Source organism: Paenibacillus thermotolerans, from assembly GCF_028745515.1.
Taxonomy (GTDB): Bacteria; Bacillota; Bacilli; order Paenibacillales; family YIM-B00363; genus Paenibacillus_AE; species Paenibacillus_AE thermotolerans.
Genome location: NZ_JAQZSG010000049.1, coordinates 1 through 14,218, shown reverse-complemented (window position 1 = coordinate 14,218; position 14,218 = coordinate 1). Strand labels below are relative to the sequence as shown.

Genomic DNA, 14,218 nt, shown 5'->3' with positions numbered 1-14,218 from the left:
GTAGATAAATGCATTTCACGCCGTCGACATTTATCATCCTAAAATTCAGACACATTTCTACCGCTGCTTGTAGTCGATTTTCATCATGTCCCAATACTTCAGATGCGGAAGCGTCACGTACACTTGTCCGTTCCTTTGTTCGAATGCCAGTTCTACCGCCGAACCGTTGTAGTAATCCGGAGAAGCGAACATTATGCCTTTCACCTTCTCGTCCGACGGAAAGACGACGCCAACGTCATGAAGCTCCTTCGGCTCGGCTTGATCGCCCATATTATCTCTCCACTCCAACGATGTCGCATCGGTGAAGTTGATAAAGTGTACGATCTCGCTCCCGTCCTTCCGCTTTGCGAATGACCAAATTTTACCTTGCTGGGCTCTGCCCGTGATTTCCGGTCCGTCCGGGCTTTCTACGGAAAGCTTCGATTCCTCCAGACCGTCCCGCAAAATATTTTGATATGCGGTAAGAAAATCGTAATATCGGATCAGCTGATCATCCAATTGCGGCGGAACGGATAAATTTTTTATCGGGAAATATTCGTGTGAAAGCATATGCTCTCCCAGCTCCAGATGAGCTCCCCCGGAAGCGAAAATGACCGCGTCCGCAAACAAGACGCCCGGCGCATTGAATGTGCCGATCCCTTTAGCGGAGCGTTCGTAGTTGATATACGCGGCGAGAACCGTATTCAATCGGCCCCTGCTTAAATTGTTGTTTTGATCGATAATGTCTTTCAAATGTTCATAGGTTGGGTAAGACCAAACCTCACTGTAAAGAAAATCGAGAGGAGCCAGCGCCGCCAACAGCCCTTGGCCGTACTGATCGACCGCATTCATGACATAATCGACGTCCAAGCTTTGTTTCGCAGCCTTAAGAAACGAAACATATCCTTGGGACAACCTGACGCTCTTTCCGTCCGCATCCAGCACCGTACCCCGATCGCCCAGCTGATCCACATGCCATCCGTCGAACGGCAGCAAATCAAACACTCTTTTTTCCTTCTCGATCAAATATTGCTGCCATTCGGGATTGTCCGGATTATACAGCATAATATCGCTTGCCCAGCCCGGAAGCGGATGCTTGTCTTGTTCGGACCGGTTGCGGCCCTTAAACAGCCCCCACTCCTGCTTCACCCCGTCTTCTGCCGCATCCTCGTAGGCCCCGAATATGAGGTTATAATTCATTGCCCTCATATTTTTAGCGTGGGCCAGACCGATATAGCCCTTCACGGTATCGTATGCGACCGGGCGTTTTGCAATATCGGGCCACTCCCGGGCCGGCTCTCCATCGGTTAATTTGATCGGATCATGATGCTTATATTGCCAGTCATAAAACTGAAGTCCGTTGATATGGAACCGGTTGAGCCGTTCGATCACGTTCTCCATTCTTTGTTGTCCCATCTTTGAAAAGTCGGACAAAAACCCGTAACGCGGAAATTTGCTCCAATCGGATGAAACGTCGACCGCAATATTCGCGTGATCTTCGATTGTCTCCTCTGAAACAAACACTTCCGCCATATAGCCCTTGAAATCATCCTTCGGCGGCATCCACTCCCAAACGGCTTCGTCCCCGGACGCTCTCAATTTGCGCCGGTCGATCAGCTTTTCGAGATGCCGATACTGAACGATAATTTCCAAATTTCGATAAGGTTGCTTCAATGTGAGGGAAAACTTCACTTTCTTCCCCGGAAGATACGAAGCTTTGTCCGTCGATATATTTTCTATAATCCCCTTACTGATCACTTGGTCCGCAACGACGACTTGCTCCGTGCTGCACCCGGATATTAATACGACAATCGTGCATACGTAAACGGCGGCAGCTCGGATCGCGTTCCCTAAACGAGGCTTCATTCCCAATCAGCTCCTATGATCTCAATAAAAACTGCGGTGCTCCAACAGTGAAAAGGCGACCACAAGGTCGCCGTTACGAGCACAATGCTACATTATTAAGAATAAAAGGAATACGTTTTTCGCGGGATAGGCTGCCGTCGTTTGTTTGGGTAGAAAAAAGAACGCTAGTCATCCAAATGGCAGACAACCATTTCGATTTCCGATGACATCTTTCCACCTATTGGCAGAACATTTATCTAACGCTGCATGTTATTCTCCCGACGGCAGGAGCACGATTTTGCCGTCGTCAAGCTCAACGCGCAGTTTATTCGCATGCTTGGCGCCGATGGACTCCAAGTAAGCCGACGGCACCTGCAGCCTGCCCGCTTTATCGAGCACCGCAAATTCGACATGAGTTTCTTCCTCCGCCGTCTCCAGCTCCTTCAGCTCCTCGGCATAGGAGCGTTTGCGATGCATTTCCGAAGATATTTTCCCGTCGCGGATCGCTGCCACCCGGTCTACTTTTTTGGCCAGCTCCATATCGTGCGTAACGATCACGATCGTAATCCCTAGATTTCGATTCAAATCGCGGAACAAATCCAATATTTGATTGGCCATTCGTGTATCTACGGAACCGGTAGGCTCATCCGCCAGAAGCAGCTTCGGATGATTCGCAAGCGCAATGGCGATGGCCACCCGCTGCTGCTCCCCCCCGGATAACTGATACAGCTTATTGGATACCCGATGGCTTAACCCGACCGCATCGAGCAGCTCTTTCGCCCGCGAACGCCTGCGGCGGCCTGTCAGAAGGATAGGCAGCTCCACGTTCTCAAGCGCAGTCAAATACGGAATTAGATTCCTCGCATTGTTTTGCCAGACGAAGCCGACGGTTTCCCGCTTGTAACGCACAAAATCCGCCTCGCTGAATTTCAGCAAATCTTTGCCGTCTACCATGAGCTTTCCGGCCGAGGGGCGGTCCAAGCCTCCGAGCATATTAAGAAGCGTTGATTTTCCGCTCCCGCTGTTCCCGATAATGGCCATGAGCTCCCCTTGCTCGATGCGGAGATCGAGGCCTTGCAGGGCAAAAACCTCAAGCTCGTCTCTTTTGTATATTTTCACAAGCCCTTCGCAGTATATCACCGTTAATCCTCTCCCAGCTTAATCGCCTGATGAATGCGCAGCCTGGACAGCATCCAAGCCAGTATGCCGAGACCGAGCAAGAGCATACAGCCGACCAAAACGTAGATTCTCATTAAATCGGCGGCATCAACCGTAATTTGAAACGGAGGAACGACTCTTGCGGCGCGAAAGGCGATTTGAAAATTCGGCACATACAGCAAGCTGGCGGCGTTTCCGACAACGATTCCGATCATTACCGCAACTCCCGACGTTAACAGCTGCTCGAGCGCAATCATTCTTACGAGCTGCCGCAAGGACAAACCGACGGCGCGCAATATTCCGTTCTGAAGGGCACGCCCTTGCAAAGACAATATCCAATATAACAAGAGTCCGATAAAACTGATCATGATCGATAACACGAAGCCGAGCGTAAGAATGCCGTTGAGAGCCATCATAAACGGATCGTTCTTCAAATCTGCAAGCTCTTCCTTCGTATTTACAACCTTTGTGATCGGAAGCTTCCGCTCGGCCATTCCTTGATACAGCTCGGCGACGGACGCATCCGCTTTTAACCGTATCCATACTTCATACGGCTCTAAGGCAAGTTGAAGCTGGATGCGGGATAGATGGCCCACGATAAGCATCGGCGCGCTCGCCTCTTCCGCCTTTCTGCTATTTCCAGTTTGGTTGGCGGCGACGGTTGGGTTAAAAGCCGGGAAATAGTCGATTATTCCGTAAACTTGGAACGGCTGCTGCGGCACCCCGGTCCAGCCGATCCATATCGTATCGCCCGGCTTCACCTTCTTCTGCTCTGCGAGCGTGCTCGAAACGAGCACGGCCTTCGGATCCGGCGCGATTAAATTTAAATAATCATTGATGGAATAATCGAGCAGGCTGTCACGGAACCAGGCCGTCTCGCCGAATTCGTCAGTATCGATCCCCATCAGCGTCGCCGTTCCGCCTTCATTGCCGACGTTGAAGGAAGCTTCTTTCCTGAACACTTTCGCCGTATGCCCGACGCCTTCGAGCGTTGTGTACGGTTCATAGGGCGGTTCCAAGTAATGAACGGTCACCGGCGCTTGGATCCCGGCCGAGGCAGGCATTGCGCCCGGCGGGCCGGACGAACCGGACGGTATCGAAACCCCTTGTACCGGTTTATCGTCAATCCACTGCGATGCAAGAACAATGTCGGAGCCGTTCTTATATCGAATTTGCTCCTCCGCATTCGTATTGATCGTTCTCGCTGCGGTAGCGCTGAACACGCCGGTAGCGATCGTCATTATTAAAAACATCATCAAAAACTGATACTGTCCGGTTGAGCGGCCGACCTGAATTAATGTCGCATAAACCGTCGGCGGCCACCATTTCTTGCCGATCCAATAAATAAGCGTTAGTACCCAAGGATATAACCGGAGCAGCAGCAAGCCGGATCCCAGAATAAAGAGCGCCGGGACAATGAATTGCAAGGGCTCTATGGATAAAGCGTCCGTCTGCAATCCAAGACTTTGCAAATCGTTCAGCCGCTTCTTGAACGTATATAAGCCGTACATAGCTACCGCTACCGCAATGACATCAAGAAATGCCTTGTGCCAGAAAAGCGCCGCTTGCCGCCTCGACAGCTGCTGCTTATGCCCGACTATCGTAAATCGGTTAGCGACGACAATCGGGATCAGCATCACTACAAAGCATGCGCCGGACGCCATCGCCCCGTAACGGTAAGCTTCAGTCGACAGCCTGACGGGCAGCCGCACGCGCTGAACAAATTCGAGAAAGCCGTTCGATGCGCCGAGCAATTCCGTGAAAACCAGTCCGAGCAGCGGCCCGGCAACCAACGCAATACTGCACAAGAGTGCGCCTTCCACGGCATAAGAAGCGATCACCTGCCACCGTGCCGCACCTCTGCTGCGAATGACGGCAATTTCATTTTTTTGGCGATTCGCTATTAAATTCGATACCATGAACATGTAGAAAGCGAGCATAATTAACACCGGCGCATGTAAGGACCATATAACGGTTTTTAGATGCTCAGCCTTCTTTGTGAAGGCCGCAACGGTTTCCATCGCCGGGATCTCCCACGACGTTTGGTACATCGTCACTTTCTTCAGCATCGCGCTGCGAATTTGTTCGCTCGTATGTAAAAAATCGTCGAGATACTGCAGTTCGAGCTTCGAATAATCGAGCACGAAAAACCATCCGACGGATGCAACCGGAATGCTGCCTTCTTCTAAGAAGTACTTCCTTGCAAGCTTGTCTGTAACGATGAAGCTTCCGCTCAAACTCGCTAAGTCGCTCTCTTTGAAGTACGGATCGTCATCCTGTTTTTTTTCGAATATGCCCACCGGCTTCAGCTTGATTTCGCTATTCAACTGTTCGTCATCGATGATGAACACCGAGTCGAGCACTGTATTAAATCGCACAAGCCCCCGTCTCGTGACGAGCACTTCGTAAACCCCGTCCGCCGGCTCGTCCGCCGGCATTCGGCCGTCGATCAATTCAATATGATCCTCCAGTTCGGCGAACGAACGCAGCGTCATCGTTTGGAGCGATTTTGTCGTTCCGGGATACGGATCATGCTCTGGTCTGATCTTTATGGGATCAGTCTGAATGTCGGCAACGAGCTCCGTTACCGGAATTTGAAAGCCGTCCGCGGCATCTTCCTGCATATACCGGTTCATGTCGTCAAAGATCCGGCTTCGTTTCTCCGGAGCTTCTTTCATAAAAAGCATTTTATAATATTGCGAGCCGGGGTATATGTTTGTCTTGAGCTGCAGCGCTTCCATATCTTTAACGAGCATGCGCGACAAAATGGCTTCCGTAAAAATCGGCATGCTGCTGACCAAAGCGACGGAAATGAGCAAGCCGGCGAAAAGACTGGCAACCAGCCACTTGTTCTTCACCATCTTGCGAACGATCATAATAAACAAAGCCATACGAAATCCTCCCAAAAGCCAGTGCTGACATTACTGTAAAACGACGACCGCGCCTTCCTCCAAGCCCTTGGTGATCTCGATTTCCGTAGAACCCGCAATCCCCGTCTCCACATCGATTTCGCGGATCTTTCCGTCCTCCAGCGTTCTGACGAACGTTCTGTCAAGATAGCTTCGCAGTCCGCTGCGCGGAATGACCAGTACGTCGTCTCGTTTCTGCAGCAAAATTTTCACGTCCGCAAAGCTCCCTATTTCCACTCCGTCAGGCATTTCCGGCAGCTCGACATACATCGTCTTGGAATATCGGTCCCGAAGCTGCTCATTTAACGTATCGGGGGCGGAGGACGGCGTCTGAACGACTTTCCCCTCGAACGTCTCTTTTCCGACGCTTACCAGCGCCGGATATCCTACATCAATGTCCGCGATTTTATCCCCTGCATCGACGCTTAGGGCTAAGCGAAGACTTGATGGATTCGAAATGACGACAAGCGCCCGGTACGCCTCCGCGTAGTCCCCGGCCTTCAACCCCTCGACGAACGTAACTTGCCCGTCCATCCCGGCCAGGAGCTGTTTGCTGTTGAACGTATTCAACAAGCGATCGTACTTCAGCTTTTCAATTTCGAACTGCAGTTTAGCGATTTTGAGCGAGTCCTCGTCTCCGCTATTCTTTGCTTGTTTTAATGATTGCTTGGCGCGTTCAAGCGCGAGCTCCCGCTCCTTGAGCTGAATATCAAGCCCGTCCACGTCAAGGCGGACAAGCGGATCCCCCTTCTTCACCCGATCTCCTGCGGAAACGAGAATTTTTTCAATTCTTCCCCCCTGGTCCTTCAATTGAACGATCTCCGTCTCGGTCGACTCAAAGCTTCCGCTTCCTTTGTATTCCCGCGTGATGACGCCTTTCTTAACGGCTACCGTGCGATAGCTTTCTTGCGCAGGTTTTACGAGCGGCGGCTTCAGCTTCGTCTCCTCGGACGGAAGCAGTGAGCAGCCCGTTAATGAGACGCCGACGGATAATATGAGGAAACAGCCGAGTACTGGGTTAAGCTTTCGCGACAATTCGTCCATCCTCCAGTTCATACACAAGATCAACAAGCTCCATTATGGCGGGATCATGGGTCGTCATTACGATCGTCATTTTCCCTCTTTCCACTAAATCGCGGAACACTTTCACAATCTGCAAGCCCGTACGCGTATCCAGCTCCGCGGTGGGCTCGTCGGCAAGCAGCAGCTTCGGCTTATGCGCAATGGCTCTGGCGATGGCCGTCCTCTGCTGCTCGCCGCCGGACAACTCGAACGGTCTATGATGCATTCTAGACTTTAAACCGACTTGCTCCATTGCATGAACAACGGCTTCTTCGCGTCTGCCGGCAGGCACTCCGGCAATTCGTAATATAAACTCGACATTTTCGTAAGCGGTCATCAGCGGCATAAGGGCGAACGATTGAAAAATAAGCCCCATTTCCGACTTCCGTATGTGATCCCGTTCTTGGTTTGACAAATGAGTAATATTGCGGCCGTTGAAAGTAATCTCGCCGTCCGTCGGCCGATCAAGCGCGCCGAGCAAGTTGATTAGCGTAGTCTTTCCGGATCCCGATCGTCCTTTAAGGGCAATTAAGCGGCCGGACGGAACGGATAAGTCGATCCCTTTGAGCACTTGTACCGCACCGTGTCCCTGTCCGAAGGTGCGGCTTATATTGCTAAGACGAACGATATCGCTTGTGGCTGGTGACATGGCAGGCCGACCTCCTTGTTCGCGAACGTAGTTGCAGATATCAATATACAAAAAAAAGACCGGTTCCTGTGATAGGAATCGGTCATATATTCGGGTAGATGAATGGCTGAATTTCATGGTACAGCCGCTCTGCAGCGGGTCGCATTCCGGACATCTGCCTCCCTAACGATTGAACATTTCTCTACCTTTTCCGCTGTTTCATCTCCTCTTTAACTTCCGTTGTGATTCGTGAGCCGCCTTGACGTTTCCAATCCGCAACCCATAGGTCGAACGCTTCAAGCGGAGCGGCCCCCATAATGATCTGACTGAATACTTCCATCTCCGTATCCAATAGATGTCTCCACTGGCTGTCCATCGTTGCCGTATTGGACACATATGCACTTTTCACTTTCGTGAGATTCGGATCAAGAAGATTTCTACCTCCGACCAGTAAAGAATAAGCCCTCTTGAAATTGCTGTGCCTTGTATCCCAATATTGAATATCCATCTGATCGTAAGGAGGAAGCTTCGTATTATTAATGGTTGCCAGATCGTTACGCAGCAGTGTGTACTCCTTCTGATCGGCAAAATCTTCAGGTGCTCGAAGGCCCGATAAAACGTCTTTCAGCGCTTTTACCGAGAAGGCAATTTCATCGCGGGGAGCTAGCACGTTCCGCAGCGGTTGAAAGTCGATTCCGTATTTATACTCGTCCCTCAATATGACATTCGCAACTTTAACAACAGCCTCCGGATGCTGGTAACCTTTGCGAACGACAATAAAAGATTTGGTCGGTTTGAATATTTTCGCATTAAACCTGCCGCTCGTATCGAGAGGAACGGCGTATGCCTGCCAATTCGCTCTAGGATTGTTCTTCAGCGCTTCCGGAACCGGCCAATATGCGCCGGACGAAGGTGCGAAAAATATGCCCGCTTTCCCGTCAATCACAACTTCCGCGGCGGATTCGCGAATCCCCATTTCCCTGTCGATCAAGCCCTCGTCGTATAGCTCGCGAAGCTTGGCAAGCACAGCTTTCATCTCAGGCTGTATAGACCCGTACACCGGATCACCATAAATATCCTTCAACCAAAATCCGGGGTATGCATTGTAAGCGGAAAAGATCGGATTTAAATTAAAGCTCCCTGGGCCGGAATGGAAATCATCGTAAAGAGAAGCTCCGACGGCAATTCCGATCGTATCGGCTTGACCGTTCCCGTCCGGATCTTTATGCACGAAAGCTGCCGCTACTTGTTCCAGCTCTTCCATTGTTGTCGGCACATCCAAGCCTAGCCGATCCAGCCAATCCTGACGGATCCACATTAAACTGATGTCCTCTGAATCGACCGAGGGCAATGCCACCATCTTCCCATTCACTGTGACATGCTCCATCGCGGTTCCTTCCGTACTGTCAATAATGCTTTTCATGACAGGCGATGCATAACGATCATAAGCAATCGTCAAATCTGCAAGTTCATCGGCTTTGATCATTTGATTTAACTGAAATTGCGATACGACCATCGCATCCGGCAGCGTGTTGCTGGCAATGGCCAAATCCGTCTTCTGCGCCATGTTCTGATTGGCTACAATCCAGTCGACCTCGATCTGTACATTTAACGTCTCTTTAATAGCATCGACCCATGGATTATTCGCCGGGGTTTCGCCCGTATACGTTTTAAAGTTCGGCTCCACTCCCATCCCGATGCTTAACGTGACCGGCTTCGTATATTTCCCAAACGGCCCATCCGCTTCTCCGTTAGTCGGGGAAGCGGTTTCGCTCGATCCGCTGCATGCGGTAGCCAAAAACAATAATGCTGCTATGCATATTACGGCGCTTTTGCTCAACACGGTTTTCCCCCCGGATTATGTCTAGGATTTGCTTGCAAGATTGTTGTTACGGTATTCGCTCGGAAGCATTCCGGTTAGCTCGCGGAAGCTTCGGCTAAAATACTTTTCATCCGTATACCCCGTATTTTCCGCAATCCATTGAATCGTTTTGTTCGTGCTTAGTAAGTACATCTTCGCTTTCTCCATTCGAATCATTCGAATGCGCTCATTAAACGTATTTCCGATAATATCCTTAAAGCATTGGCTGAAATAGCTTCGGCTCATATTCATTCTCTTTGCCACTTCAGCCGCGGTTAAAGGTTGAGCCATTTCGGACCGCATGATTTGTTCGGCCTTGAGAATACAATTAATAATTTCCTCCGAGTAATTGGTTTGATTTGCCGCAAGTCGAATCCTTTCGCGGATTCCCTCTATCCACTGCTCGATTTGATACCAGCAATGAATCGGCTCGGCAAGCTTAATCTTTCCAAGCTTGGTGTGCGACAAAATACGGTTCCACTCGTTAACATAGGCATATAATAGTCCGATGAGCCTCGCCTGCGGCATACGAAGCAGCCGAATTTCCCTAACGAAATTGCAAAATAAAAAATCGCTGTAAAGCCATTCCGCTGACAGCCATAGCTCCTTCAATCGATCCAAACCTTCGTCGTTCGGCTCATGCTGAAGTTGATTCCCATTATACATACAGGCTTTGATGATTTTGTTATCGGGACGATACTCATAGAACAGTTCTCTTTCCGCAAAATCCCGCACCCATCGTTGATATTCATTCCACGGCATTTGCGCCGCATCATGCAGCTCAACAAGTGCAATATTTTCCGTTGTACTTACTTTACTAGATAATTGCCGATAAAGATTGGTATCGTCTTCCTCTTCGGAAATGAACAGCCAGCTGCTGCGGTCCGCCTCCATGAGGCCCACGTGTGCGGGAAGACTCAAATCTTCCGCCCAGCTGCCGTCGAAATCGCCATCCAAACAAATAACGGCATAACCGGATTGGAACGTTAAGAAAACCGGTTCATTAAAGCTGCGTTGAACGGCGCCGACATTCGTTTGCTCCTGAATTCGCCCTACAATTCTTGCCAGAACATCATCTAATTGTTCTTTCTCCAGCTCTACTTTCGCAATATAATCGATAGCTCCCAAGCGGAGCGCTTCCTGTATATATTCGAAATCTTGGTGTAAGGTTAGAACGACAACATGGAGTCTCGGGAACCTTTTGCGAACGATTCGCATCAATTCTATTCCCGACATGACAGGCATAGCAAGATCCGTCAATAACAAATCGACGGATTGTTCCTCCAGAAACTCTAGCGCTTTCTCTCCGTTATTTGCTTCTCCGATGACCTCCATTCCGAATGCTTGCCACGGCAGCATCGAAATGAGTCCTTTCCGAACCAACTTATCGTCATCTACGACTAGCACTTTGATCATACTAATCTTTCACCTCTTCAACCGGCAAAGTTAAAAATATGCTTGTCCCTTGTCCAATCCGGCTGTTAATTTCGAGCTTGGCCTTGTTGCCGTAACGGGAATGAAGCGTGCGTTTCACATAATTCAGGCCGATTCCGAGCCCGACCTTCTGCTGCTCGGTCTCCTTACTGTTCAACAACTTGTAAATCCGATCCTCCGTCATTCCCGAACCGTTATCGTGAACGGCGATCTCGATGCCCCGATTAAGCTTGACGTCGATCACAATAGAGCCGTCGTCGCTTAACCCGTGATAAAGCGAATTTTCCACAATGGGCTGTAGAATGAACCGGGGGACCTCCTTTTTGAGAACGCCTTCATCGACATGGATACGAACATCAAACTGAAAGTCGTACCGAATTTGCTGCAAAGTCAAGTATTGCTTGACCGCATCGATTTCTTCCTCAATGGTGGACGGTTTGCCCAGCTTACCCAGATTATAATACAGCAATTTATTCAAGGATTGGATAAGACGGTCGATTTCGTGCTGTCCGTTCATGGCCGCGAGCCAGTGCGCGGTATCCAGCGTATTCATTAGGAAATGCGGGTTAATCTGATACAGAAGCTTTTCCACTTCAAGGTCTACCCGCTGTTTTTCTTTTTCCTTAACCTCGTTAAACAAATCCCAAATTTGTTTCTTCATTTGTTGAAATTGATCCAACAAGGAATCGAATTCGGGTATTCTGGTTTGCTTCGGGTAAGGTTTGCTTTCGGTTTGCGCGATCATTTTGATTTCCGTATGAAACTGATTGAGAGGCTTATATACCATCTTCCATAATAACCATGCCAGCATTAACGTTAAGGCAATGAAAACTAAGGTAAACAGGACAATTTGGACAAGCCATCGATTTTTCTCTTCGTTAAAGTCTGCTTCAGCCACGACGGACACGACGCTCCAGCCTTGGCTGCTTGATTGCCTATACCAGTAATACCCCTTACTGTAGCCGGATGGATCTCCTTTCGAAAATTCGGGGAAGGTCGTGCCATTCTTGAACAGTCTCGGAAACTCGCTATAAATAATCTTTCCGTTATTGTCCAGCAGTACATGACTGATATTATTTTGGGATAGGTCGCTGTCCAACATATTTTGCACCAATTGGATACCCATCTCGATGTAAACGTATACATCGTCTCGTCCGGGGTAATCCACTTTTCGTAAAGCCGACAATACGTATCTATTATCGAACCGGTTAAAGCTCTCATGCGGGCCGAAATAAGAAATTCCGTAATACTGCGCAAAAAGCGGGAGCTTTTGTGGAGAAAAGCTGTATTTCACGGGCAAATTTTCAAATTGATACTTTCGGTCCTTCTCAAAATAATACATCGTCAATCCGACGTCCGGGTTCGTAAACGTAATCAGGTTCAATTTGCTTTTGAATTGGTGCTGCAGCTTCATCCGAAGAAAAGGTTCCTTGGTTACCATAAGCTCTTCGAGTTCTCTTACGATCGTGCCTTCATAAGCAAATTGCTGTGAAATATGATTCAGACTATTAATCGAGCTTTCCAAAGACAAGGTGACTTGTTTCAAGTTGCTTCGGATTCCGGACTCGATCTTATTCGATAAAATCGAGTTGATCGCATAGTAAGAAATAATCGTAATACAAACAAGCGGAACGAGCGAACTGAAGATAAAGATGAAGAATATTCTTCTTTTTAACGTCAATGGAACGACACCTTTTCTCTGAGACTTTCTTTGTCTTATGTATGCTAGCTTATCGTTTAATCTCGATTCTATTATTAAACACATTAAAATTCTACAATACTAAACTATTTTTATAAAATAATTCCTCTGCTTTCCCCATCTCAACTTGTGGAGAGCTCCTAAAAACCGTTTTTATTGAGCCATGAAACCGTCAAAAAGCCCGTACCATTAAGGCACGGACATTTACCTCTACAAATCATGCTCTTCCTGCAAAATGTCCCTTAAAAAAACGGCTACCCTTTCCGTAAATGCGGCATAATCGATCCCCGCACATGACAGCGGCTGTTCCCAAATCTCATCCGAACAGAAGATATGGTTTACCAATGCGCGTACATCATGATCGGCATCATAACGCGCCCAGTATTCCGAGAAAGCGGTCAGCGCCTTTTCCGCATCNCATCCGAACAGAAGATATGGTTTACCAATGCGCGTACATCATGATCGGCATCATAACGCGCCCAGTATTCCGAGAAAGCGGTCAGCGCCTTTTCCGCATCTTTCACCTCAAAACATTGCTTACCATCGTCAATCCGCCTATACCCGAACCATTTTCCATCCTCTTCGGTCACCCGGTAAAACCTTACGAAATACGCATAAGATTCTATCAGAGCTTCAGGCACGCTCCGCTTCAGCGCATAGTAATCGAGCAATGTCGATTGCAGCCGGACGACGCTTTTGCTTACACCGTTCAATGCGATATCGAGCAGACGATGATCGATGTACGGATTGCGGAAACGATCCAGCACGGAAGCTATGTAATCTTTCGTTTCCTCTTCAGTGAAAGGCAGGACGGGCAAGACCGTGCTATGCAAAAATGTCCTCACCTTAGCGGCAATGCTCTCGTCACTAACGGCATCCCGCACGATGTCATACCCTTTCAAATACGCCATCGGTACAAGGAACGTATGCGCCCCGTTCAATACCCGCACCTTGCGTTTCACATACGGGCTTAAGTCGTCGACCCACCGGACATTCAGTCCCGCTTCCCGGAACGGCAGCCGGTCGGAGAGGCCGTTTCGGTCCTCGATCACCCACTCGTAATACGGCTCCGCTACGACAGCCATTTTGTCTTCATAACCGAGCGCTGCACCATGCTCCTCCGGCGTACCCGCAGGATATCCCGTCACAATGCGGTCGACCAATGTATTCACGAACGTGTTTCTTTCCTGTATCCAACGAATAAAGCCTTCGTCAAGATTCCAATCCCGTGCATGCTGAGTTACAATCGACTGCAGCCGATCCCCCGCACGCTCGAGCAGCTCGCACGGAATGACAAAGAGCCCGTGATCCTCACCTAAATGTGTATAGCGCCTGTTCATGTAGGCCGTTAATCGAGCCGGGTACGTAACATAAGGTCCCTCAGCCGAGTATTCCTGCTCCACATATGCGATTCCCGCTTCCGTCGTATTGGAAATGACAAACTCCATATCCGGATTTTCAGCCAGAGAAAGAAAACGATCCCACTCCTTGAACGGGTCGGCCGTTCCGGCAATGCTCGATACCACTTCATTGAATTCCGTCTTCCCGCCGCCGGAAAGTCCTTTGACCATCAAAGTAAACAGTCCGTCCTGTTTCCGAAGCAATTCAAGCTTGCCGCGGCCGCTTGTTCTGGGCGGAGTGAC

Annotated in this window: 9 protein-coding genes; all 9 read right to left on the bottom strand. The window is 49.3% G+C overall.

The features are described 5' to 3' along the window. Nucleotides 1-57: 57 nt before the first annotated feature. Nucleotides 58-1,845: a glycoside hydrolase family 66 protein gene (locus PT964_RS24240; RefSeq protein WP_274365946.1), complete on the bottom strand. Its 1,788-nt coding sequence runs from the start codon at nucleotides 1,843-1,845 to the stop codon at nucleotides 58-60. A gap of 249 nt (nucleotides 1,846-2,094) precedes the next feature. Further along, nucleotides 2,095-2,964 carry an ABC transporter ATP-binding protein gene (locus tag PT964_RS24235; RefSeq protein WP_274365945.1) on the bottom strand — a complete coding sequence of 290 codons (870 nt, stop codon included), beginning with the start codon at nucleotides 2,962-2,964 and terminating at the stop codon, nucleotides 2,095-2,097. A 2-nt stretch (nucleotides 2,965-2,966) separates the two neighbouring features. Next, the gene (locus PT964_RS24230) at nucleotides 2,967-5,873 is read right to left on the bottom strand and encodes an ABC transporter permease (protein ID WP_274365944.1); all 2,907 of its coding nucleotides are present in this window, start codon (nucleotides 5,871-5,873) and stop codon (nucleotides 2,967-2,969) included. Nucleotides 5,874-5,903: 30 nt separating this feature from the next. Beyond that, on the bottom strand, nucleotides 5,904-6,926 hold the full coding sequence (locus tag PT964_RS24225) for an efflux RND transporter periplasmic adaptor subunit (protein ID WP_274365943.1): 1,023 nt from the start codon (nucleotides 6,924-6,926) through the stop codon (nucleotides 5,904-5,906). After that, on the bottom strand, nucleotides 6,910-7,602 hold the full coding sequence (locus tag PT964_RS24220) for an ABC transporter ATP-binding protein (RefSeq protein WP_274365942.1): 693 nt from the start codon (nucleotides 7,600-7,602) through the stop codon (nucleotides 6,910-6,912). The genes PT964_RS24225 and PT964_RS24220 overlap by 17 nt, the downstream gene beginning before the upstream one ends. 181 nt (nucleotides 7,603-7,783) lie before the next feature. Further along, nucleotides 7,784-9,424: a type 2 periplasmic-binding domain-containing protein gene (locus PT964_RS24215; RefSeq protein ID WP_274365941.1), complete on the bottom strand. Its 1,641-nt coding sequence runs from the start codon at nucleotides 9,422-9,424 to the stop codon at nucleotides 7,784-7,786. 21 nt (nucleotides 9,425-9,445) lie between these two features. Further along, complete coding sequence (locus tag PT964_RS24210; protein ID WP_274365940.1) at nucleotides 9,446-10,858, bottom strand: response regulator; 1,413 nt, start codon at nucleotides 10,856-10,858, stop codon at nucleotides 9,446-9,448. A gap of 1 nt (nucleotide 10,859) precedes the next feature. Then, nucleotides 10,860-12,557: a sensor histidine kinase gene (locus PT964_RS24205; protein WP_274365939.1), complete on the bottom strand. Its 1,698-nt coding sequence runs from the start codon at nucleotides 12,555-12,557 to the stop codon at nucleotides 10,860-10,862. Between the two features lie 416 nt (nucleotides 12,558-12,973). Continuing rightward, nucleotides 12,974-14,218, bottom strand: a 1,245-nt coding sequence (locus PT964_RS24200; protein WP_274365938.1) for a tagaturonate reductase, incomplete at its 5' end; no start/stop codon positions are given.